Source organism: Streptomyces sp. AA4, from assembly GCF_000158875.1.
Lineage (GTDB): Bacteria > Actinomycetota > Actinomycetes > Mycobacteriales > Pseudonocardiaceae > Amycolatopsis.
The window spans coordinates 6,286,604-6,309,531 of the sequence record NZ_GG657746.1; the positions used below are offsets into that span (position 1 = coordinate 6,286,604).

The 22,928-nt window shown below is 69.5% G+C and carries 23 protein-coding genes; 14 read left to right on the forward strand and 9 right to left on the reverse strand.

The annotated features are described in order from the left end of the window. Positions 1–186 precede the first annotated feature (186 nt). Positions 187–603, reverse strand: a complete 417-nt coding sequence (locus SSMG_RS28690; protein ID WP_009081808.1) for a Dabb family protein — start codon at positions 601–603, stop codon at positions 187–189. 226 nt (positions 604–829) lie between these two features. Here SSMG_RS28690 and SSMG_RS28695 point away from each other — a divergent pair, with 226 nt between their 5' ends. Beyond that, complete coding sequence (locus SSMG_RS28695) at positions 830–2,041, forward strand: IS110 family transposase (protein ID WP_009081809.1); 1,212 nt, start codon at positions 830–832, stop codon at positions 2,039–2,041. Positions 2,042–2,046: 5 nt separating this feature from the next. Here SSMG_RS28695 and SSMG_RS28700 read toward each other — a convergent pair whose 3' ends face one another. After that, entirely contained in the window at positions 2,047–2,895 is an 849-nt protein-coding gene (locus SSMG_RS28700; protein ID WP_009081811.1) for an SDR family oxidoreductase, read from the reverse strand. Between the two features lie 115 nt (positions 2,896–3,010). On the opposite strand from SSMG_RS28700, the gene SSMG_RS28705 reads away from it, so the two are divergent. Next, positions 3,011–5,665: an AAA family ATPase gene (locus tag SSMG_RS28705; RefSeq protein WP_009081812.1), complete on the forward strand. Its 2,655-nt coding sequence runs from the start codon at positions 3,011–3,013 to the stop codon at positions 5,663–5,665. Here the strand turns inward: SSMG_RS28705 and SSMG_RS28710 are convergent. The 4 genes from SSMG_RS28710 to SSMG_RS28725 are packed head-to-tail and all read right to left on the reverse strand — an operon-like array spanning position 5,662 to position 7,337. Further along, entirely contained in the window at positions 5,662–5,937 is a 276-nt protein-coding gene (locus SSMG_RS28710) for a hypothetical protein (protein ID WP_009081814.1), read from the reverse strand. The two genes, SSMG_RS28705 and SSMG_RS28710, sit on opposite strands and share 4 nt — an antisense overlap. Then, a complete protein-coding gene (locus tag SSMG_RS28715) occupies positions 5,934–6,383 on the reverse strand; it encodes a hypothetical protein (RefSeq protein WP_009081816.1) in 450 nt (149 codons plus the stop codon). The genes SSMG_RS28710 and SSMG_RS28715 overlap by 4 nt, the downstream gene beginning before the upstream one ends. Then, complete coding sequence (locus tag SSMG_RS28720) at positions 6,380–6,685, reverse strand: hypothetical protein (protein ID WP_009081817.1); 306 nt, start codon at positions 6,683–6,685, stop codon at positions 6,380–6,382. Before SSMG_RS28720 ends, SSMG_RS28715 begins: the two co-directional genes overlap by 4 nt. Before the next feature lie 10 nt (positions 6,686–6,695). Next, entirely contained in the window at positions 6,696–7,337 is a 642-nt protein-coding gene (locus tag SSMG_RS28725; protein ID WP_009081819.1) for a DJ-1/PfpI family protein, read from the reverse strand. A 122-nt stretch (positions 7,338–7,459) separates the two neighbouring features. Between SSMG_RS28725 and SSMG_RS28730 the strand changes: the two genes are divergently transcribed. The 11 genes from SSMG_RS28730 (at position 7,460) to SSMG_RS28775 (ending at position 18,446) form a co-directional block, all read left to right on the forward strand. Continuing rightward, entirely contained in the window at positions 7,460–8,419 is a 960-nt protein-coding gene (locus SSMG_RS28730) for a GlxA family transcriptional regulator (RefSeq protein ID WP_009081820.1), read from the forward strand. A 97-nt stretch (positions 8,420–8,516) separates the two neighbouring features. Continuing rightward, positions 8,517–9,542, forward strand: a complete 1,026-nt coding sequence (locus SSMG_RS28735) for an ABC transporter permease (protein WP_009081822.1) — start codon at positions 8,517–8,519, stop codon at positions 9,540–9,542. Next, positions 9,539–10,504 (forward strand): ABC transporter permease, encoded by a 966-nt coding sequence (locus tag SSMG_RS28740; RefSeq protein WP_009081823.1) that lies wholly within the window; start codon positions 9,539–9,541, stop codon positions 10,502–10,504. The genes SSMG_RS28735 and SSMG_RS28740 overlap by 4 nt, the downstream gene beginning before the upstream one ends. Next, positions 10,501–10,824, forward strand: a complete 324-nt coding sequence (locus SSMG_RS47775; protein WP_009081824.1) for an ATP-binding cassette domain-containing protein — start codon at positions 10,501–10,503, stop codon at positions 10,822–10,824. The genes SSMG_RS28740 and SSMG_RS47775 overlap by 4 nt, the downstream gene beginning before the upstream one ends. A gap of 14 nt (positions 10,825–10,838) precedes the next feature. Beyond that, positions 10,839–11,510 carry an ABC transporter ATP-binding protein gene (locus SSMG_RS43030; protein WP_353611778.1) on the forward strand — a complete coding sequence of 224 codons (672 nt, stop codon included), beginning with the start codon at positions 10,839–10,841 and terminating at the stop codon, positions 11,508–11,510. Continuing rightward, entirely contained in the window at positions 11,510–12,520 is a 1,011-nt protein-coding gene (locus SSMG_RS28750; RefSeq protein WP_037715169.1) for an ABC transporter ATP-binding protein, read from the forward strand. Before SSMG_RS43030 ends, SSMG_RS28750 begins: the two co-directional genes overlap by 1 nt. Next, the gene (locus SSMG_RS28755) at positions 12,513–13,457 is read left to right on the forward strand and encodes a LysR family transcriptional regulator (protein ID WP_009081829.1); all 945 of its coding nucleotides are present in this window, start codon (positions 12,513–12,515) and stop codon (positions 13,455–13,457) included. The genes SSMG_RS28750 and SSMG_RS28755 overlap by 8 nt, the downstream gene beginning before the upstream one ends. Then, on the forward strand, positions 13,454–15,154 hold the full coding sequence (locus tag SSMG_RS28760; RefSeq protein ID WP_037715171.1) for an ABC transporter substrate-binding protein: 1,701 nt from the start codon (positions 13,454–13,456) through the stop codon (positions 15,152–15,154). Before SSMG_RS28755 ends, SSMG_RS28760 begins: the two co-directional genes overlap by 4 nt. 36 nt (positions 15,155–15,190) lie before the next feature. Continuing rightward, positions 15,191–16,261, forward strand: a complete 1,071-nt coding sequence (locus tag SSMG_RS28765) for a M42 family peptidase (protein WP_009081834.1) — start codon at positions 15,191–15,193, stop codon at positions 16,259–16,261. Positions 16,262–16,311: 50 nt separating this feature from the next. After that, positions 16,312–17,337, forward strand: a complete 1,026-nt coding sequence (locus SSMG_RS42685; RefSeq protein WP_009081836.1) for a LysR family transcriptional regulator — start codon at positions 16,312–16,314, stop codon at positions 17,335–17,337. A gap of 512 nt (positions 17,338–17,849) precedes the next feature. Continuing rightward, positions 17,850–18,446 (forward strand): TetR/AcrR family transcriptional regulator, encoded by a 597-nt coding sequence (locus SSMG_RS28775; protein WP_050788308.1) that lies wholly within the window; start codon positions 17,850–17,852, stop codon positions 18,444–18,446. 4 nt (positions 18,447–18,450) lie between these two features. On the opposite strand, the gene SSMG_RS28780 is transcribed toward SSMG_RS28775, so the two are convergent. Continuing rightward, on the reverse strand, positions 18,451–19,641 hold the full coding sequence (locus SSMG_RS28780; RefSeq protein WP_234392762.1) for an MFS transporter: 1,191 nt from the start codon (positions 19,639–19,641) through the stop codon (positions 18,451–18,453). Positions 19,642–19,738: 97 nt separating this feature from the next. On the opposite strand from SSMG_RS28780, the gene SSMG_RS28785 reads away from it, so the two are divergent. Further along, positions 19,739–20,380 carry a hypothetical protein gene (locus SSMG_RS28785; protein ID WP_199786015.1) on the forward strand — a complete coding sequence of 214 codons (642 nt, stop codon included), beginning with the start codon at positions 19,739–19,741 and terminating at the stop codon, positions 20,378–20,380. Between the two features lie 212 nt (positions 20,381–20,592). Here the strand turns inward: SSMG_RS28785 and SSMG_RS28790 are convergent, their stop codons facing one another. Both SSMG_RS28790 and SSMG_RS28795 read right to left on the reverse strand, forming a co-directional pair. Further along, positions 20,593–21,912 carry a carboxylesterase/lipase family protein gene (locus SSMG_RS28790; protein WP_037718164.1) on the reverse strand — a complete coding sequence of 440 codons (1,320 nt, stop codon included), beginning with the start codon at positions 21,910–21,912 and terminating at the stop codon, positions 20,593–20,595. 14 nt (positions 21,913–21,926) lie between these two features. Continuing rightward, positions 21,927–22,832, reverse strand: a complete 906-nt coding sequence (locus tag SSMG_RS28795) for an MBL fold metallo-hydrolase (RefSeq protein WP_009081847.1) — start codon at positions 22,830–22,832, stop codon at positions 21,927–21,929. Positions 22,833–22,928 lie beyond the last annotated feature (96 nt).

Here is a 22,928-nt window from a genome sequence, read left to right on the forward strand (position 1 = left end):
CAGGATGCCGTCCTCCGAGGCCAGACGCGCGACGGGCGAAAGAGCCCGGGATCGCGGTGTCCATACACCTCAGAAGATCAATGCACCTCTCCGATGAACGGCAGCAACTGCACTCAGCTTACCCGGCGGGCGGGACCGCGCGCGAACGAATTGACGCGCCGGGCGCGGTTCCCGCCCGCTGGCCGCTCACCGGCCGTGTTTGCCCGGGGCCGCGCTGCCGGTGTACTCGGCGAGACCGGAGACGAGTTCCGCGACGTCCGGCACGTTCTCGAACCGGATCCGGTGGACCTCGGCGATCTTCGCGCCGATCTCCGGGTCCGGGTCGTCGGTGATGTCGGACGACCCGAACTCCTCCACCAGCGGCAGCCCCAGCCGGTCCAGTTCGAGGTGCGCCGGATGGTTCATGTACTCCGAGTACCCGTCGATGTCCTCGAGCGCCAGTACCGCGCCCAGTTCGTACTTCCCGCCGAAATCGGGGCCGATGACGCGTGCCTTGACCGCTGGGATCCGGTCGAGCAGCTCGCGCATTTTCGCGGTGACGTCCGCCTTCTGCCGGGCCGTGACCTCGGGCTTGAACGTGAATCGAATGCTGTGGCAGATCATCGGTTTTCCCTAAGTTTGTGGGTGTCTGGGGTTGGTGCCCTGGATGCCCGGGGCGGTGGGGTGTAGCTGATCGGTTGTTGCCTGTTGTCGAGGCTCGAAAGGACTGGCTGCCCCGCCGTGCTGGACGCTCCGTTCGCTGATTGAGAGCTGTTGCGGGTCGTCGCTGTTTAGGGATCTGTCGGCGGGGTTGTCCACGGGCGTGACCTGCAATGACAGGAGTGGATGGGTGGCGATTCGCCTTGAGGTCTGGGTCGGGATCGATGTCGGCAAATCGATGCATCACGCGTGTGCGATCGACACCGACGGGAAGGTGCTGTTCAGTCAGAAACTCGGGAATGATCAGCGCGCGATCGAGCAGTTGATCGCTCGTGCCAGTGCGGCCGCTCAGCGGGCGCAGTGGGCGATCGATTTGACGAGTCCGATGGCGTTGCTGCTGATCACGGCGCTGCTGGCTGCCGACCAGTCGGTGACCTATGTGCCGGGCCGGGTCGTGAACACGATGACCCACGGATTCCGAGGCGAAGGAAAAACCGACGCCAAAGACGCTCGGGTGATCGCCGAAACCGCCCGGCTGCGAAGGGATCTGACCGAGGTCACGATGCCCGATGAGCTGGCGGTCTCGCTGACCCAGCTGACCAGCTACCGCGCCGACCTGATGTCGGACTGGGTGGCCGGGATCAACCGGCTGCGGGCGCTGCTGGGCTCGATCTTCCCCGCTCTGGAGGCCGCGTTCGACTACTCCAACCGAACCCCGCTGATCCTGGTCGCCGGGATGTGCACCCCCGCCGAGATCCGCACCGCCGGAATCGGCGGTGTCACAACCCATCTCACCGACAACAAGGCATGGGGTCCGGCGATCGGCAAGACCGCCGCGACCGCGGTCGCCGCCGCCGACGCCCAGGACCTGGTGCTGCCCGGCGAAGCCGATGCCGCGATGCTCGTCAAACGCATCGCCCGCAAGCTGCTCGACCTCGACCGCGAGATCAAAGACACCGACAAGCTGATCACCGCCCGATTCCGGCGACATCCGTGGGCGAGGATCATCGAGTCCCTGCCCGGCATGGGCCCTGGACTGGGCGCCGAATTTCTCGCCAGCACCGGCGGTGACCTGGCGAGCTTCGCGACCGCCGGCCGCTTGGCGTCCTATGCCGGATTGGTGCCGGTGCCACGCGACTCCGGTCGTGTCAGCGGAAACCTGCGCCGTCCCAAACGCTACAACCGACGCCTGCGCAGGGTCTTCTACATGGCCGCCCTGTCCAGCCTGCGCACGCAAGGCCCGTCCAGGCGGTTCTACGACAAGAAGCGCGCCGAACGACTCATCCATACCCAAGCCCTCCTAGCGCTGGCCCGGCGACTCGTCGACGTGCTCTGGGCACTGCTGCGCGACGGCCGCGAATTCACCCTCGACACACCGAATCCGGTCACTGTTGCGGCTTGACACGGTCATTGAGAGTCCTTTCCAAAGGCTGCGGCGTAGTCACGGGCGAAATCGGTGAGGTCGCGGGCCGGCCGTCCGGTGAGATCGGCGACGGAGGGGTACACCTCAGCCGCCTCTCCGCGGGCGTAATGGGCGTAGTCCTCGACGAGGCCGCCGATCTGCCACGACGGGAGCAAACCGGTCAGCGCGGCGGCGAACTGGTCGGCAGGTGCGTCGCGGAAGGCGATGTCCCGTCCGGTGGCGGCGGAGAGCGCGTCGGCGATCTGGGCATGGGTCACGGCGCGCGGCCCGGTGAGGGGGTACGTGCGGCGCGCGTGTCCGCTAGTGGTTAGTACGGCAGCGGCGGCGGCTGAGATATCTCTGGTGTCGATGACGCTGACCGCCGCGTCCCCGATGGGCGCGGCGAGGAATCCCTGCGCGATGGTGGCGGAGAAGTTGAGCAGCGCCTGCAGGTAGAGATTGGGCCGGAGCACGGTGTAGTCGAGACCGAGCTTCGCGACGTGCGCCTCGACCTCGGCGTGCCAGCGCAGGAAGCGCACCGGCGAATCGGCGCGGGCCGCGTACTGGGAGAGCAGCACGAGCCGGCCGACCCCGGCGTCGCGGGCCAGGTTCGCGAACTGAATCTGCAGCTCAGCCGCGTCGGGGGCGGACGGGCTGTTGAGGAAGATCGCGTCGACCCCCTTCAGCGCCGCCGCGATCGAGGCGGGATCCCGCAGGTCGGCGACGACGGTCTCGACGCCGTCGAGGGGACGGCCCCGGGTCATCGCGCGAACGGTGCTGCCGCGGGCCCGCAGAGCGGGAATCAGCGCGGACCCGACGGTTCCGGTCGCGCCGGTGACGAGCACGGTGTCCATTGTGGATTTTCCTTTCCTCCGGGGTGCTGTCCCCACCCTCGCCCGGACCCGCCGCCGCTCGCGTCGGCGACAATCGCCTACTTCGCCCGCCGCGGCCTGCCCTAAGGTTCCGGCCATGCCTCTCATCGGCCGGCCCGCCGAGATCGACCGCCTCCTCGCGCTGGTCCGCGCGGCCGAGCAGGGCGAAGGCGGGGTGCTCGTCCTCCGCGGCGAGGCGGGCATCGGCAAGAGCGCGCTGCTGGACCACGTCGAGCAGGCGGCGGAGCGGTTTCAGCGCATCCGGGCGTCCGGGTCGGAGTTCGAGGGCGAGCTGCCGTTCGCCGCCCTGCACCAGCTGTGTGTGCCCGTCCTGGCGCACCTCGACAGCCTCTCGACGCCCTACCGCGACTCCCTCCTGGTCGCATTCGGGCTGGCCGACGGCGCGCCGGACCCGTTCCGCGTCGGTCTCGCCGCCCTCGAACTGCTGGCCACGGCCGCGGCGGAACGCCCGATGCTGTGCGTGATCGACGACGCGCACTGGCTGGACGCCGCCTCGGCGCGCGCGTTGACGTTCCTCGCCCGGCGCGTCTCGGCCGAACCGATCGCGCTGGTGTTCGCCGCCCGTGACCAGGAGCCGGTGCCGGGTCTGGACGAGTTGCCCGGGCTGACCGTCCGCGGGCTGAGCGACGCGGACGCCCGCGCGCTGCTGGCCGAGGAGAAGACCGGGACGCTGGACGAGCGGGTGCGCGATCGCCTGCTCGCCGAGGCCCGCGGCAACCCGCTGGCGCTGATCGAGCTGCCGAAAGCAGGCGGTTTCGCGCTGCCGACCCCGTCGCCGATCGCGAGCCGGATCGAACGGAGTTTCCTCTCGCGCATGGCGGACCTGCCCCCGGACGCGCGGGAGCTGCTGATCCTCGCCAGCGCCGATCCGACCGGCGATCCGGGTCTGCTGTGGGCCGCCGCCCGGCGGCTGGACCTCGACGTGCCCGTCGCGAGCGCCGCGGCGGAGGCGTCCGGGCTGATCCAGTTCGACACCCGCGCGCGCTTCTGCCATCCGCTGGCACGCTCGGCGGCTTACCGCGCGGCTGAGCCAAAACAGCGGCAAGCAGCGCACCGAGCGTTAGCCGACTCGACCGACCCGGACACCGCCGGCGACCGCCGCGCCTGGCACCGCGCGCAAGCCACCGCCGGGCCGGACGAGGAGGTCGCGGCGGAGCTGGAAGTGTCGGCGTCCCGCGCGCAGGCCCGCGGGGGCGTCGCGGCCGCCGCGGCATTCCTCGAACGGGCCGCCGCGCTGTCGCTCGACCGCGGCAAGCAGGTCGAACGCACGCTCGCCGCCGCGCGAGCGACCCTCGCCGCCGGCCGGACCGACGCCGCAGCAGACCTCCTGACCAGCATCGACACCTCGACCCTGGCGGTCCCGCAGCGCGCCTCCGTCGACCTGCTCCGCGGACAGATCGCCTTCGTCCAGGGCCCGGACGGCGCGGTTCGCGGTCCGGAGATCATCCTGCGCGCGGCGGAGCAGCTCGGTGCCAGCGACCCGGAACGGTCACGCGAGTTCTTGGTGGCGGCGCTGGAAATGGGGCTCGTCGTCGGGCGGGCCGCCGGGGTGCTGGACCGGGTGCTCGCCGCCGCGCCCCCGGCCGGACCGCCGGATCTCCTCACGGCGCTGGTGCGCTTGACCACCGAAGGACACCGCGCCGGAGTACCCGCGATCCGCCAAGCCCTCACCGGCGACGACGAGGGCTGGACCCGCACGCCAGCCCTGGCCACTGTGCTCGCGGGCGAACTGTGGGACCTCGATCTGCACCGCACGATCGTCGACTGGCTGGCGCGGACCGGAGAGTCGACCGGTTCCCCGATGACCGTCCGGCTCGGCCTGTCCCAAGCGGCGTTGTCCGCGGTCTTCACCGGGAATTTCGGCCAGGCGATGGCCGCGATCGCCGAGGAGGAAGCCATCGCCGACGCCCTCGGCGATCCGCCGCAGCTCTACCCGCGAGTGCACCTGGCGGCGATGCGCGGACGCCGCCAGGAGGTGCTCGACCTGTTCGCCGAGGCCACGAACCGACGCACCGACCAGCTGACCGCGAACGCCCACTGGGCGCTGGCCGTCCTGCGCAACGGCCTCGGCGACTACCCCGCCGCGCTGGAAGCCGCGACCCGCGCGATCGCGAGCGGCGACCTCTTCCTAACCGGCATCGCGCTGCCCGAGCAGATCGAGGCCGCCGTCCGATGCGGGGAGACCGCCGTCGCCCGGTCAGCCCTGGACGCCCTGATCGAACGCACCGAACCGGCGGGCACCAACTTCGCCCTGGGCGTCGCGGCTGGCGCACGGGCGATGGTCAACGATTCGGAAGACGACTACGTCGCGGCGCTGTCATATCTCACGGACAGCCCGCTGGCCGTGCAGAGTGCGCGGGCGCACCTGCGGTACGGAGAATGGCTGCGCCGCGCGGGCCGCCGTCGCGATGCGCGCGAGCAACTGCGTGCTGCGCATGAGCAGCTGTCGAAAATCGGCTTGGAAGCGTTCACCCGACGGGCGGCCGATGAGCTGCGCGCTACCGGAGAGGTGGCGCGCAGCCGCACCTCGCATACCTATGACCGGCTGACCATGCAGGAAACGCACATCGCCCGCGAGGTCGCCGCGGGAGCCACGTCGAAGGAAGTGGCTACGCGGCTGTTCCTCAGCCCGCGGACGGTGGATGCGCATCTGCGTAATATCTTTCGGAAGCTCGGTATCACGTCACGGAGACAGCTCAGAGATATGCCTGATCTCCTCGACTCGGACTAGGCGCCTTCGGCCGAGGACGAACTCCGCGGCGAAGCGGCCCGTGCCGCCAAAAGCCCGCCGATCCCCGGAATCAGGGCCAGCAGCCATACCCGCCGCCGGCCGTTCATCACCAGTACCGCAGTGATCACCGTTGCCATATAAGCCAATCCGTGCACCGGGCCCAGCACTCCCGAGATCTCCCGCAGGTGCACCGTCGCGATATTTCCCAGCATCAGCACCAGCGTCACCAATTCCACCGCGCCGATGAGGTCCAGAATCCGTCGCGGGCTCACAGTCCCACTCCCGTCGTCGAGCCGGGGCGGTAGATCATCAACACGACGACCACCGCCCAGAGGAGATTGAAGATGCCGGTCGTCATTCCCAGGCGGACCGGCACCGGCCGATCGGCGCCGACAGCGTCGACGACGCGTTTCTGCCCCGGCAGAATCAACCCGATAAGAATTCCGGCGGCGGCGACTGTCAGGACCAGCGAGACGATCAGCCAGGCATTCCCCAGCACCCCGATCCGCGCGCCGGTCGCGAGGCCGAAGACCGGCACCAGCACGCCGATCACCGCGTAGACGCGGGTCGTGCGGTAAAGCACCTGCAGCGTCGCGGCCTTCTTCGGATCGTCGGAGGCGAGCCGGGCGGCGCTCGGGAACATGCTCGCGGCGACGGCGACCGGGCCGATGGCGAGAATGGCCGCCAATACGTGCACCGACAGCAGGAAAGCGTTCACGCGGAGATCCGTTCGCCCGTCACGCTGGTGCGCGGAAGCCGTCCGGCGCGGGATTCGCCGGAAAGGGAGTCGCCGTGCACGGTCACGGCGTAGTCGAGATTGAGGCGCATCGGCCGGGTGATGCGCTGCCGCCAGGTGAGCCTGTCTCCATCGGCCGCGAGGTCGGTGAGAGGCGACGTTTCCCCGAATCCGGTCGCGCTGCCCTGGAGCACGCCGTTCGTTTCTTCGAAGGTATAAGTCGCTTCCATGGTTCCGATGGGGGTTTTCATCCGCAGCAGCCAGGTGCCGACAATGGTGTTCATGTATTTCCCTTCAGTGCGAAGCTTTCCAGGTGGTGCCGCGGCGTTCGTATTCGAAAAGCTCCTCGACGGCGAGCGCGGCCGGTGAACCGAAATCTCGCTCCAGCACGTAAAGCGCCACATCGAGCCCCGAAGTGACCCCGCCGCCGCTGATCAAGTCGCCGTCGTCCACGACGCGGGCGCGGACGGCCTTCGCTCCGGTCGCTTCGAGCAGGTCGATGCCGAGCACATGCGTAGTCGCGGCGCGGCCTTCGAGCAGACCCGCCATCGCCAGCGCGAGCGAACCCCCGCAGATGGTCACGACCGTGCTGTCCGGATTGTCGAACGCGCGCCGCAGCAAGGGCATCGCGTCGCCCGACGCGAAGCGCGACAGCAGGACGGGGATGGTCTCCACGCCGGTGTCCGGGTCGCCGTCGACCGGGCCGGCGGCTCCCGGGACGAGGACGTAGCCGGGCGCGTCCGGGTCGAACGCGGCGGTCGCGGTCAGGGTGAGCCCGGGATTGCCGGAGCGCACCACGCCGGGACCGTCCGCGCTCACGAGTTCGACGGCGAGCTTGCCGCCGAGGAAGTCGCTTCCCGCCGTCAGGACCTCGAACGGAGCGACGACGTCGAGCGGGTCGAACCCGTCGAAGAGCACGAACTGGGCCCGAAGCATGAGTGGTTCCTTTCGCTGGACTCTTTCGTCTATCGAAGGGCATCCGCGATGATCTTCCCAGTGGCTACCTGGACAACTTCCACTCAGATCTGGCCACGTCGCCGATGGCTTATCCTGCCGGGATGTACACCACAGCGGTGCTGGCCGTCCCGGACGCGATCCCCTTCGATCTGGCCACGCCGATCGAAACCTTCGGGCGCGTGCGACTGCCCGACGGCCGCTCGGGATACCGCACGTTCGTCGCCGGTCCGGAGCGCGAGATCGCGGCAGGCCCGTTGCGGCTGACCGTCGACGAGGGCCTGGACGCCCTCCAGCGCGCCGACCTTATCGTGGTGCCCGGACGGAACAACCCGCTGGCGCCGACTCCGCCGGTCGTCCTGGACGCATTGCGCGCGGCCGCGGACCGCGGCACCCGAATCGCGTCGATCTGCGTCGGCGCATTCACGCTCGCCGAAGCAGGATTGCTCGACGGCCGCGACGCGACCACGCATTGGCTCGCCGCCGACGAATTCGCCAGGAGATACCCGGCGGTCCGCGTAAATCCCGACGTGCTTTACACCGACAACGGAAAAATCCTCACTTCGGCGGGCGCGGTGGCCGGAATTGATCTGTGCCTGCACATTGTCCAGAACGATTACGGAACCGCCGTCGCGGCCGACGCCGCCCGCCTTGCCGTCGCGCCATTGCACCGGCCCGGCGGGCAGGCGCAATACATCGTCCGCAACCGCGCGCCCCGCCGCCCGACCACGCTCGGCCAGGTGTTGCCGTGGATCGAGGAAAACGCCTACCGCGACCTCGCTCTCGCCGACATCGCCGAAGCGGCCGGGCTCAGCGTGCGCACGCTCACCCGGAGATTCAAGGAGGAAACCGGCCAAAGCCCCATGCAATGGGTGGCCGGGGTGCGCATCCGGCAGGCGCAGGAATTGCTCGAAACCACCGAGCACACCGTCGACCGGATCGCCGCGCAGACCGGATTCCCCACGACGAGCAACTTCCGTTCCCAGTTCGGCCAAGTGGTCGGCGTGACGCCCGGCGCCTACCGGAAGGTATTCCGGCCGGGGCCGAATCGCTCAGCCGATTAGGCCGTCTTATCGAACCCGATGCCGGTCTTCTTGCCGGAAAACGCGCCCCTTCTCTAGCTTTTGCCCACAGGACGGCGAAACCGAGGGGGGTGGCCTGGTGACCGAGCCCCATGCTGCCGCGACGCGAGCGGAACCGGCGCCCGGCGGCGGACCGTGGCGACGCGGCCTCCAAGCCTTGCTCGGCAACTCCCGGGTGATGGTCTCGGCCGCGGTGCTGGCCGTGATCGTGGTGCTGTGCCTGCTCGCCCCCCTCTACGCCAGCCACATCTCCGGCACTGACCCGTTCGTCGCCGACCCGGTCGGCACCACCGTGCTCGACGACGGGACCGTGGTGCCGCTGCTGCAACCCGCGCCGCAAGGCGTCGGTGTGCTGCCGCTCGGCCCGACCGGGCAGGCGCATTTCCTGCTCGGCGCGGACGGCGACGGTCGCGACATCGCCGCGCGGATCCTGTACGGCGGACGGAACACGCTGGTGATCGGGGTGCTCGCCGGCCTCGTCGCCTGTGCCGGCGGCCTGGTGGTCGGGCTGCTCGCCGGGTACGTCGGCGGGGTCGTCGACGGCGTGCTGTCCCGGATCCTCGACGTCGTGTGGGCGTTTCCGGTGCTGATGCTGGCGATTTCGATTTCCGCGATCAGCTTCGCGTCCGGGATCAGCCTCGGTTTCGTCCGGGTCAGTTCCGGCAGCCTCGCGCTGCCGGTCCTGATTATCGGAGTGGTCTACGTGCCTTATGTCGCGCGGCCGGTGCGCGGCGCGGTGCTGTCCGTGCGCGCCGCGGACTACGTCGGCGCGGCCACGTCCTACGGCGCCGGGCACGGGCGGATCATCCGCCGGGAGATCCTGCCGAACGTGCTGTCCCGCGTGGTCGTGCTGTTCCCGCTGATGGTGGCGACCGCGATGCTGCTGGAATCCGGCCTCTCGTTCCTCGGCATCGGCGTGCATCCGCCCGCCGCGAGCTGGGGCACGATCATCGAGGACGGCACCCAGCTGCTGCGCAACCGGCCGCTGATGGCGATCGTGCCCGGCGCGCTGCTCGCGACCACCGTCTGCGTGCTGAACATCCTCGGCGACGCGATCCGGGACGCCTTCGACCCGAAGGCCGAACTGCGGATGCGTGCGCGGTGATCGCCTACGTCGTGCGCCGCGTGTTCTCCGCGGCGGGCGTGCTGATCGCGGTGAGCGTCCTGGTGTTCCTGATCTTCTTCAAAACCCCGGGCGTCGACCCGGCGCGGCAGATCGCGGGCAAACAGGCGACCCCGCAGGTGATCGCGCAGATCCGGACCGACTTCGGCCTCGACAAACCGTTGCCGGTGCAGTACTTCGCCATGATAAAACGCCTGGTCATCGACCGGGACCTGGTCTCTTACACCGATCGCGGCCCGGTGCTCTCCCGCGTGGCCAAGGCGGTCCCGGTGACGCTGTCGCTGGTCGGCGGCGCTGCGGTGCTCTGGCTGCTGCTCGCGCTCGGCGCGGGCACGCTCGCCGCGGTTTTCCGCGGCCGTGCGGTCGATCCGCTGCTGATGGGCCTCGGCCTGGTCGGCATGTCGCTTCCGGTGTACTGGCTAGGCGGCGTGGTTAATCTGCTCACCCAGGGCACCTGGCATACCAGCGTCTTCAGCTGGCTGCCGGAACTCGGCTACACGCCGATCAACGTCGACCCGCTGAAGTGGTTCGGGCAGCTGCTGTTCCCGTGGATCACGCTGGCGATCGGCACCGCCGGCCTGTACGCGCGGGTGCTGCGGGCCGACCTGATCGAGGTCGACCGGTCCGAGTTCGTGCTCACCGCGCGGGCGAAAGGACTTTCCGAATCCCGCGTGCTGTTCCGGCACGTGCTGCGGAACTCGCTGATCCCGTTCGTCAGCCTCTTCGGCCTCGACCTCGGAGCCATGCTCGGCGGGGCCGCGGTGCTCACCGAGCAGGTCTTCGGCCTGCCCGGGGTCGGCAACCTCACCTTCCACTCGCTCAGCCGATTCGACCTGCCGGTGCTGATGGCCGTGACGCTGTACGGCGCGTTCGCCGTCGTGCTGGTGAACCTCCTGGTCGACCTCGGTTACGCGGCCTTGGACCCGAGGATCCGAGTGCGATGACGAGCCGGCCCGCGAAAGTCCTGTCCGCCGAAGGCCTGACCGTGGAGTTCCGCACGCGCAACGGCTTGGTGCGCGTGGTGGACGATGTGTCGTTCGAATTGGCCGAAGGCGAAACCCTCGGCGTGGTGGGCGAATCCGGGTCCGGGAAGTCGGTCACCATGCTCGCGCTGCTGGGCCTGCTCCGCGACGGCAACGCGATCGTTCGCGGCCGCGTCTGGTTCGACGGCCAGGATCTCCTCGCCCTGCCGCCGAAGCGGATGCGCGGCTACCGGGGCGACCGGATCGCGATGATCTTCCAGGATTTTTTTGACGGTCGCTGAACCCGGTGTACCGCGTGGGATGGCAGATCGCCGAGCAGATACGCCAGCACCAGCGCATTGGCATTCGAGCCGCCCGCCGCCGCGCGGTCGAACTGCTCGACCTCGTCGGCATCCCGAGCCCGGACGCTCGCGCGCGGGACTATCCGCACCAGTTCTCCGGCGGCATGCGGCAGCGGGTGATGATCGCGATGGCGCTGTCCTGCGAACCCGACGTCCTGATCGCCGACGAGCCGACCACCGCGCTGGACGTTTCGGTGCAGGCCCAGATCCTGCGCATCATCCGCGACCTGAGCGCGCGCACCGGCACCAGCGTCATCCTGATCACGCACGACCTCGGGGTGCTCGCCGGAATCGCGTCGCGAGTGCAGGTGATGTACGCCGGACGGATCGTCGAGCAGGCGCCGACCGCGCAGCTGTTCGCCCGGCCGCGGCATCCGTACACCGTCGGGCTGCTCGGCTCGATCCCCCGCCTGGACGTGCCGCGGCCGGCCCGGCTGCCGTCCATCGAGGGGCTGCCCCCGCTCGCGGCCGACCTCGGACCGGGCTGTGCGTTCGCGCCGCGATGTCCGGAGGCGGAGGCGGTCTGCGTCCGGAAACGGCCGGTACTGCTGCCGTCGGCGGCGGAGCATCTCGACGCCTGCCTGCTGCGGCACGCGTCGCCCCCGGACGAGAAGAGAACCGCCTGATGGCCGAACTGCTGCGGACGACTGACCTGGTCAAATGGTTCCCGGTACGGCGAAACCGGCTGGGCCGCCCCGGTCGGCTGCGTGCCGTCGACGGGGTTTCGCTGTCCGTGCGGCGCGGCGAAACGCTCGGGCTCGTCGGCGAATCCGGCTGCGGCAAGTCCACCCTCGGCCGGTGCCTCGTCCGCCTGTACCGGCCGAGCAGCGGGTCGATCGCCTTCGACGGCAGAGAGATCAGCCGGACCGGCCGGCGCGGGCTGCGTCCCGTCCGCCGCTCGGTGCAGATGATCTTCCAGGACCCGTACGCCAGCTTGAACCCCCGCCGCCGGATCGGCGATTCGGTCGCCGAACCGCTGCGCGTGCACCGCCTTCCCGCGACGCGCGCGGACCTCGCCGAACTCCTTGCCCTGACGGGACTTTCCGCCGAACTGGCCGACCGGTTCCCGCACGAACTGTCCGGCGGCCAGCGGCAGCGCGCGGTCATCGCGCGGGCACTGGCGCTGCGGCCGCGGGTCGTGGTCGCCGACGAACCGGTGTCCGCGCTCGACGTCTCGGTGCAGGCGCAGATCCTGAACCTGTTCGACGACCTCAAGGAACGGCTCGGCCTCACCTACGTGTTCATCGCGCACGACCTCGGCGTCGTCCGGCACACCTCCGACCGGGTCGCGGTGATGTATCTCGGCCGGATCGTCGAACAGGCCCCGGTCGCTGAGATCTTTGCCGCGCCGCGCCATCCCTACACCGCGGCGCTGCTGGCGTCCGTGCCGATCCCGGATCCGGCGGCGGGCGCGGATTGGCGGGACACGACGCTCGCCGGGGACGTGCCCAGCCCGCTCGACCCGCCGAGCGGCTGCCGGTTCCACCCGCGCTGCCCGCGCGCGACCAGCGTGTGCCGGACGACGGAACCGTTGCTGATCACGGAAAACGAGGGACACGAAGTCGCCTGCCACCATCCGCTCGCCCCGGCGGTCCAGCTGACGCCGACCGAACCCAAGGCCGCACGCGATGACTAGCACCGACACCGGCCGCTCCGCCCGCCCGACCCTCCCCCAGCTCGCCGCGCTCATCGCCATCTCCGCCACCGGCTCCTTCGCCGGAGCCGCCACCGCACTCGGCTGCACCCAGTCCGCGGTGAGCCAACGGGTCGCGAGCCTGGAACGCGGCCTCGGAGTCCTCCTCGTGCACCGGTCCCGCCAGCAGCGCCGCGTGTCGCTCACCGAAGCGGGCGACACCCTGGTCGCCGCCGCGGAGCAGGTCGGCGGGATCCTCTCGGTCGCGCTGAGCCAGGTGGAAACGATCCGCAAGGGTCTCAACGCGACGGTCCGGATCGGTTTGTTCACCAGCGCGAGCGAGCGGGTGATCCCACCGATGATGGCGGCACTGCGGCGGCAGCCGGTCGACTACCGGATCGAACTCGTCGAACTGGACCAGCAGGCCGAAGTTTCCCGGCTGGTGCGCAACGGCGACATCGACCTCGCCTTCGTGAAGCTGCCGATCGCCGACCCGGCGCTGCTCACCGCGGAACTCCTCACCGACCCGTTCGTGCTGCTCCTGCCTGCCGGGGCCGCTCCGGTGTCGCTCGGCCGACTCGCCGGGCTGCCGTTGATCGGCCTGCGCGGACAGCGCGATCCGATGGAGATCTGGGCCGCGTCCGTCGGCGCGGAGCTGAACTGGGTGCTGGAGATGGAAACCAACCACGCCGTCGAGGCGATGGTCGCCGCCGGGCTCGGCTGCGGTGCGGTGCCCCGGCTCACCCTCGGCGGCCGAACTCCCGGCGTGCGAAGGATTTCCCTCGCCGGCATCGTCCCGGCACGGACCGTCGGGATCGCTTGGCGGCGCTATCACCCGCGGCTGGCGTTCATTCGCGGAGTCATCGAGATCATCCAGCGGGTGTGCGCCCGTTCGGCGGAGATCCTGCCCCCGGTCGACCGCGAGGGAGTGGCGCGATGAAACGGAAACGGGCGGTGCTCGCGTCGTTGCTGCTCCTCGCCGCGAGCGGATGCGCAGTGGACGACACGCTGGACCTGACGTCGGTCGCGCCCGGCGATCACGGCCATCAGGGCGGGATCGAGGTGCTGCTGTCCTCGGGCAACATCGGCACCGCCGATCCGATGGTCAACTTCTCGACCTCGTCGTGGACGCTCTTCACCGCGACCTACGACGGCCTCACCGCGTTCACCAAGTCCGGCCCGGAAACCGGGCAGCACGTGGCCCCGGACCTCGTCACCGAAATCCCGAAGCCCACCGCCGACGGTCTCAAGTGGACGTTCACCCTGCGGTCCGGGATCCGGTTCAGCGACGGCCGCGAGGTCCGGCCGAAGGACGTCAAGGCGTCGTTCGAGCGGATGTTCAAGGTGCACGGCCCGACGACTTCCTCGCAATTCGACGTCCTCGCCGGCGCGAAGGAATGCCTCGACACCCCGGAAACCTGCGATCTGTCGAAAGGCATCGCGATCGACGAGGCGACCCGCGCGATCACTTTCACCCTGACCGAACCGGATCCCGAACTCCCCCAGCAGCTCGGCCAGCCGCTCGCGTCGATCCTGCCCGCGGACACCCCGCCGGCCGACCTCGGTTCGGACGTGTCGAAACTGCGCTCGACCGGCCCGTATTACTGGGCGAGCTACGATCCGACCGATCGCGTCGTGCTGAAACGCAATCCGTATTTCCGCTCCTGGTCGCCGCTCGCCGCGCCCGAGGGATATCCGGACCAGATCGTGCAGAAATTCGGCCTCGAACCGACCGACCAGGTCACCGCGGTGATCAACGGGCAGGCCGATCTCGCGTCCGACCAGCCGCCGCCGGACCGGCTGAACGAGATCAGCGTCGACCATCCTCGGCAATTGCACACCGACCAGCTCGGGCACGTCTGGTATTGGGCGCTGAACACTCGCATTCCTCCGTTCGACCACCTCAAGGCCCGGCAGGCGGTCAATTACGCGTTCGACCGCAATTCGGCGGTGCTGCAGGCGGGCGGCCCCGGGCTGGCGATCCCGACCTGCCAGGTCCTGGTCCCGAACATCCCCGGCTATCAGCAGTATTGCCCGTGGACGAGCAACCCGGCCCCGAACGGCCGAGGACCGTGGCGCGGGCCCGATCTCGTCAAAGCGAAGCGCCTGGTCGCCGAATCCGGGACCGCCGGAGCCGCGGTTTCCGTCGTGCCGGGAAACAACCGGATGCACATCGCCATGGGCGAATACCTGCAGACCCTGTTGACCGATTTGGGCTATCGTGCGACACTCAAACCGATGGACGAGGGATTGCAATACCCCTTTGTCCAGAATTCCGGAAACCACGTCGAAGCCGCCTTGACCGACTGGTCCCAGGACTATCCGGCGGCCAGCGATTTCCTGAAAGTGCTGACGTCGTGCGCCGCGTTCGTGCCGAATTCGGACGCGAGCCCGAACATCGGCGGCTTCTGCGATCCGGCCGTCGACGCCCGGATGACCGAGGCGCTGCGGCTGGCCAACACCGACCCGGACGCGGCGAACGCGAGGTGGGCCGAGATCGACCGCGCGGTCACCGACCAGGCCCCGTGGATCTCGATGTACGTGCCGAAATGGATTGATTTCACGTCGGCGCGGCTCGGCAATTACCGGTTCAGCGGCCAATTCGGCTTCCTGCCCGGCGTCGCCTGGCTGCGCTGAGCTTTCCCCGCTATCCCCGCCCAGCGAAGGAGTGGCATGCCGAACCCCGACGGTTCCCCGCGATACGCGCCCGACGCCGCCACGTTGCGCCGGCGTCTCCTGCCGCTGCTCGCCGCGCGCGGGCCCTCCGGCTACGAGGACGAACCAGTGCGCGCCTGGCTCGACCTGGCGGGCGAATTCGCGGACGTGCACGTCGATCCGCTCGGCAGCGGCCACGCGGTCGTGAATCCGGGCGGCAGTCCGCGGATCACGCTGATCGGGCACATCGACGAGATCGGGCTGAGCGTCAGCCACATCGACGACGCCGGACGGCTGTGGGCGGTCGGGATCGGCTGCTGGGACGCCGCGATCCTGTACGGCCAGCACGTCGTGGTGCTCGCCGAAAACGGCCGCGTGCCCGGCGTGATCGGCACCGCGCCGCCGCACTTGAACGACGGGGATTCGACGCCGAAAATGGCCGATTTGTGGATCGACATCGGCGCCACCAGCCGTGCCGACGCGCAATCGGTGATCACGGTCGGCGACCCGGTGGTGTTCGGCGCGTCCCCGGTCGACCTGCGCAACGGTCGGATCGCCGCCCCGGCCTTGGACAACCGGCTCGGCGCCTTGGCCGTCCTCGAAGCGGCCCGCGCGACGGCCGAGGCGTCGGTCACCGCTGAGATCTCCGCGGTCGCGAGCGTGCGCGAGGAAACGAGTTACCACGGCGCGATGGGAGCCGTTTACGCGACGGAACCGAATTTCGCGCTCGCGATCGACACGACGTTCGCCAGCGACATCCCGGAAGACGGCATCGAACACAAAACGGGCGACCACCGGCTCGGCTCCGGCCCGGCGATCGGCCGCGGCGCGGTCACCGACGAACCGATGGCCCGCAGTTTGCGCACGCTGGCCAAGGAACTCGGAATCCCTTACACCATCGAGGCTTACGGCGACGAAAGCGGATCCGACGCCGATGCCATGGCAGCTGTCGCCGCTGGCATCCGCTGCGGCGTCCTCAATATCCCCATCCGGCACATGCACAGTTCCGGCGAGGTGGCGGATCTCGCCGATCTGGCCGGCACGATCGATCTCGCCACCGCGTTCTGCCTCGCCGGAGGCACCCGATGAGCCGCTCGCCGCGGGATCCCTGAGTCCCCGCTCTGGCAAGGAGGCCGCCCATGATCGGCGCGGAACGACGGAACCGGCTCGGCCGGGTGGTGCTGGACGCCATCTGGTCCGACGGCGGCCGCCTGACCCTGCTGCAGCTGAGAGCGCTGTACGCGGTCGCGAACGAAGGCTCGTTCGCGGCCGCGGCGGTCGCGCTCGGCTGCAGCCAGCCCGCGGTCAGCCAGCGCATCGCGTCGATCGAACGGCGGCTCGGCGTCGTGCTGGTCCGCCGGACGTCCGGGCAACGCCAGGTGCGGCTCACCGACGCCGGGGTCGCGCTGGTCAACGCGGCCGAACAGGTGCAGGTCATCCTCCGCACCGCGACGAGGCACATCCAGGACATGCGCGACGGCCGCGAACCGACCGTCCGGATCGGCGTGTTCTCGAGCGTCGCGGTGCGGGTGATGCCGCTGGTGCTGGCCGCGACGCGCACGCAGCGCCTGCCGTGCCGGATCAAACCCGTCGAGGTGGACGACGACGTCCGCCTGCAGGAACTGCTGCGCTACGGCGAGATCGACATCGCGTTCGTCATCTTCCCGCTGCAAAGCGGCGAAGCACACGGACTGGAGCTGTTCAGCGACCCGTTCATCCTGCTCGCGCCCCGCACCGCGCCGCTGGCGTCGGTCGCCCGGGTCCGGCCCGCGGACCTGCGCGGCCTGCCCATGGTGTGCCTGACCAGCGAACAACTCGAGGTCGCCGCGGAACTGCGCCGCCAGGGCATCGAGCCGAACTGGGTTTTCGGCACGGACAAGATCCACGTCGTGGAACCGCTGGTGGCCGCGGACGTCGGGTATTCGATCGTGCCGCAGCTCGCGCTGGGCCAGCGGCACCCCGGCGTCATGCGGTTCTCGCTGAGCGAGATCGTGTCGCCGCGGGAGATCGGGATCGCCTGGCCGCCGCACCACCCCCGGCTCGGTTTGCTGCTCCGGGTCGCGGACGTGATCCGCGGCGTGTGCGCCGATCCGGCGGACATCCTGCCGCCGATCGACGAACCCGGGTGCGCTTCCCGGGAACCGGCGGTGCTGCGGCTTCAATGACCGCCGGCGGTTGGAGATGCGGTACCGGGACGCCGTTGGCCCGGCACCGCATCGCGGTGATCATGCCCGGGACGTCAGGCCACGATCACGTGTGGGATGCGCGATTCCGGACAGACCTCTTTGTCCTGATTCCGCATTCTCGTTCCGGTTTCCCCAGCATTTCCGCGGGCAGGCGCGGCCGACCGGCACGCGCACGTCTATTCGGCCGCGAAGAAAAGCGGCGAAAACACCTGAATCCCCCTAGCGCTCGACACCCCCATCTGACGCTGGAACAAACACTACCGAACGTGCCCGCACCCGGCCAAACCTCTTTCCGCGATGTCACTGGGATGGCGCAGCCGCTCCCGGATCGCCGCATGGGCCAGTGCCGATCAGACCAGCCGGCACCGCCGAATGCCGCCGCGTTCTTTCCGCCCGGAATTCCGCGGATATCCCGCTCCCGTTTCGGAATACCGCGCGCGGTCGCACTGGTAGAATCGCCGGACAACCGCGGACAGGGAAGGTCTCGCGCGGTGTCACACGCTGCAGAGCCGGAAACGCCCGTCGAGCATCCCGGCGCCTACCGGAGCCGCTTCACCGGAGCGCTGGAGTCGCTGCTGGCGGAAAAACGCTTCCCGAAGATCACGATCGGCGACCTCGTCGGCCGGGCGCACACGTCCCGCCGCGGCTTCTACGAGCAGTTCGACTCCAAAGAAGCCTGCCTGCTCGCGCTGCTCAAGGAAGCGGCCGAAACCGGATCCGCACAGGTCTCCGCCGCGGTCGACCGCACCGCGCCCTGGCAAACCCAGCTCCGCCAGCTCGTCACGGCGTGGACCGGCGTCGTCGACGCCCGGCCGGCCGTCATGCTGAGCTACCTCCGCGACGTACCGCTGCTGGACGCCCCGATCTCCGCCGACCTGAACCACGACGCGTACGTCAACGTCGTACGCGCCATCTCGGCGGGCACCGAATTCCAGAAGTCCGGCGGCGCTCCGCTGTCCCGTGCCCGTGCGCTGATCCTGTTCGGAGGGCTGGAAAAACTCGCCGAAGACGCGCTGCGCCACGGTGGGACGGCGCACGAGCACATCGAGGAAGCGGTCCGGGCCGCGATTCTCCTTGCGGCACAGTGATATCTCAACTCACCTGAACTGATACCGCATCCACCCGCGCCCGGTGGACCAGAGTGACCACAGCCGCGCCCGCGAGCACCGCCGCGGTGCTCAATACGGTCACCGGCCAGCCCATCCGCTCAGCCGCCGTAGCACCGAACGCGGTGCCGAGGCTTCCACCAGCGAAATACACGACCATGTAAGCGCTGTTGAACCGCGCCGGTGCGCTGGGCTCGATCGCCAGCACCGTGCTCTGGTTCGCGACTTGGGCAGCGAAAAGACCCGCGTCGAACAGGGCCAGGCAGAGCAACGTCGAAACGGTGCTGGGCAAGGCAAAAGCAAGCACCGCACTCGCGGCACCGGCAAGGCTCAGCCCGCAGAGAATGACCCGGCGCGCCCCCACGCGATCGGTCCACGCACCGGCGATTCGGGTAGCGAAAATTCCCAGGACGCCAGCGAAAGCGTACGTGCCGATGTGCTCGGCGGAGTACGAAAAAGGCGGCTTCGACAGCGCGACCGCGATTCCGGACCACACCGCGCAGAACGCGAAGAACCAGAGCGTGCCCCGGACCGCCGCGAGGCGCAGTACCGGATATCGCCGGTATAGCCCGGGAATCGAGCGCAATGTGGCGAGGTAGCCCCGGTTGTTCGCACCGGCTGCCGGAGGGAGCACGAACAGCACCGCGACCGCGACCACCGCGCATCCGGCGGCGAAAACGCCCAGCATCGCGCGCCAGCCGATCAGGTCGGACAGCCAGCCGCCGACGATCCGGCCCGCGAGGATGCCCGCTGAGATACCAGCGGTGACGATTCCCAGCGCAGTGGCCCGCCGGTCCGGGCTCGCCAGCCGGGCGGTCACCGAACTCAGCCCGGCCCCGACCGACGAGCACGCGCCCAGCACGCCGAGCACCAGGGCGAGCAGCCACACCTGGCCGACGACCGCGTTCAGTCCCAGCGCGACGGCGAGCGCGCCGAACTGCGCGGACAGGACGTAGCGCGGCGGAAACTGGTCGACGAGCGGCACCAGCAGCGCGAGTCCGCACAGGTAGCCGACCGGCCCGCACGCGAGTGCGACGCCGACCGCGCCGAGCGACGCGCCGAGCGCGCTGCCGACCTCGGCGATCGCGGGCTGCAACGGGTAAATGGCGGCGGTGCCCAATGCGGCAGCGAGCGAGGCGAACCAGACGACAGAGCCGCGAATGTTCTGTGAATGCACAGGCCGAGCGTAGAAAGAACAGGACCGGAAAGCTGGCGAGAAACCGCCGTCACCCATGGTGCGCGCGAAGCACCGGACAAGGCGTCGCGGTTGTGGGATGATCGAGTTCCATGACGACCCCACCGCAGGCGCCGCGCTCCAGAAAGCTGCCGAGCCGACCGGTCCGGTCATGAACGGCGAGCGGGCGCGGCAGATCGACGCCGGCCGTCTCCCCGAGGACGTCCTGAACCTCATCGAAACGCTCGGGCCTGGCGAAAATCTGGTCGTCACCAGGGACGGCGACCCGGTCGCGACGATCTCCCCCGCAGGGGTCCGGCCCGAACCCCCGCGCACGGACTACGACGACGTGACGGTGGTCGCCACCGCGATGAAACTGTCGGCCTCGGCCCGGATGTCGCTGTCCGCCGAACTCGGCTCCGACTATCTCGTGCTGGACCTGCATTCGGCGCCGGCCACCGCCGACGTGCTGCTCGTGCCGCCGGTCAGCCCGCAGCTGATCGGGAGCCTCCGGGCGAAGTTCCCGCAGGCGCGGGTCGTCCTCGCCGAGGTCGAGGACGCGGAACTGGGCGTCAGCTACCACGGACCGGTCCGGCGGCTCCTCGACGCTGGCGCGGAGACCTACCTGACCTCGGCGAACGTCCCGCACCTGGCGCGGCAGCTCGACCACGCCGTCACCCAGCGACAACAACTCGGCGGCGGGGCTGCCGCACCGTTGGAGATCAGTCCCGCGGATTCGTGACCCGGTGCTTCTCCTTCCGCGCTGATTTTCCCGTTCTTTTAAGCGCAACCGCCGTGGACAGTCATGCCGAGGTCCAGTTCGAGGACCGGTGTGCCGATGAAGTGCTTGCCGCGTAACGGTCCTCCGCTCATCCGTCTTGCCGCGACCCTCGACCAGACGCCGGGAAGTTACCCGGCCACGCTTAGCCCCTCCCGGTGCCCCAGCCCCTCTGCTCAGGGGCCGAACCGACACACCTCGGGCCGCCCCGGGTCGTACGCCGCCCAGCCCGGACTCCCGTCCCGCGCGAACGCCACCCACGCACCATGCACCTCCTCCGCGAGACCCACCGGAGCGGCATCGGGACCCAACAGGCCAGTGTCGCCGTGCAACCACGGTTCGTCCGCGAGATCGAAGACGAACGGCAGCTCGACGGTGTGCGCCGCACCGAGCCGACCGTCCAGCGCGGTCGAGCGGAAGCCGAACGAATAGACATAAGTACGCCCGGCTGAGATCTCAGCGTGCGCCCGTGCCATCCGAGCGGTGCCCGCCCCGAACAGCAACTCGCCCAACTGTTCGGCGGCCGCATCCGGTTTACCCTGCGGCACCAGGTAAAGCCGCCCCTCCTCGGTGTTCGTGCCGAGCATCAGGTCGACGTCGCCGACCAGACTGTCCGCGGGCTGCACCGGCAGCACCAGGCTGAACGAGCTGAGCCCGGCAAGCGGATCCGCGGCGGTGGCGGTGCGCAGGTCCAGTCCTGCCAGCGCGGGCAAGATATCCAAGAACCGTTCGTCTGAGATATCACCGAACGCCGCGGCAGTCGGTTCAACGCCCAATGCCGCAGCCGCCGCGGTAGTGACCCGTTGCGCCTGCTCCGGAGTGAACGCACCCGTGCCGCTTCCACTTTGGACAATCACGCGCCGAAACAGTCCGGTCGACTCCGGAGTGGCGAGCAGCGCACCGGTCAACGTGGCCCCCGCGGATTGCCCGAACAACGTGACCTTCGACGGATCCCCTCCGAACGCGGCGATCGAATCCCGCACCCACCGAAGCGCGGCAACGACGTCGAGCAACCCACGATTGTCCGGAGCACCTTCCAAGGCAAGGAAACCGGGGATGCCGAGCCGGTAGTTCACCGTCACGAGCACGATGCCGTCACGGGCGAACGCACTGCCGTCGTAGAGCGCGGCACGAGTCGAACCAGTGACGAACCCGCCGCCGTGCACGAAGACCATCACTGGACGGTTGCCCGCGTCCGCGGCTGGGGTGCGGACGTCGACCGTCAGGTATTCCTCGCCGCGAACCCAGCCCGGTCCGAAATAGGGGCTCAGGTCGAGGCGTCCGAAGTCGCGCACCGGCTGCGGGGCAGTCGGCGAGGGCTGGGTGCCGTCGCGGACTCCGGACCAGCCAGGATGCGGCGCGGGCGGAGCAAACCGGCCGGGTCCGATCGGGGCCGCCGCGTAGGGAATGGCCCGGTACCACTCGCCTGCCGCGTCGCGGAGACCGCGGACGGCTCCCATCGCAGTCTCGACTACCGGATTTTCCTGCTGAGACACCAGAATCACTTCCTTCAGGAGATCCGGGAGAACCCGGCCCACTTCTTGATCGCGAACTTCGCCCCGTGCCGCTCGACCTCCGCCGCGCCCGACCCGGGAAAGTGCGCCGGGAAGAGCAGCGCGTTGTCCTCGGCAGCCCGGCCGAGCAGCATGCGCCGGGTGGCCCGCGCCTCGGCCGGGTCCTCGCAGAAGCAGGAGTTGGTCTCCGGCTCCGCGATCTGCAGCGGCGTGTGCACCAGATCGCCGACGAACAGCGCCCGGTCGCCGCCGGAGTCCAGCGTCAGCACCGACGAACCGGGAGTGTGCCCGGGCGCGAGGTCGAGCCGCAGGTTCCGGTCGATCCGGTACGTCCCGTCCCACAGCTGGACCTGTCCCGCCTCCCGCACCGGAGCGACGCTGTCCTCGAAGACGTTCTGGTTCCCGCGACCGAGCACGGACTCGTTCTCGTTGGCCGGGTCCCAGAACTCGAAGTCCCGCGACGGCATCAGGTACGTGGCGTTCGGGAAGGTCGGCACCCAGGTGCGGCCGTCGAGGCGGGTATTCCAGCCGACGTGATCGATATGCAAGTGGGTGTTGATCACGACATCAACGTCTTCGGGTGAGATACCAACGGCCGCGAGGCGGTCGAGGTAGCCGGTGTCGAGGCGGCTCCACACCGGCGCGTACGGCCGGTCCTTGTGGTTGCCGACGCCGGTGTCGACGAGGATCGTGCGGCCCTCGCTGCGCAGCAGCCAGGACTGGATCGCCGATCGGCATTCGCCGGTCTCCGGGTCCCAGAAATCGGGGGCCAGCCAGCCGCGATGCTCCTCCCACGAGCCCGGCGGGCTGTCCGGGAAGAACTGGTCCGGGCCCATCTCGACCGAACCGCAGAACTCCTTGACGCGGGTGACCGTGACGTCGCCCAGCATGATCTCGTCCATGCGACCGAGCCTGCGCGGACCGGCGCGCGCGGACCACTCCCGCGTTGTCCTACCCCGCGCAGGGCGTGGCAGTGATATCTCACGCGGCGGATAGTG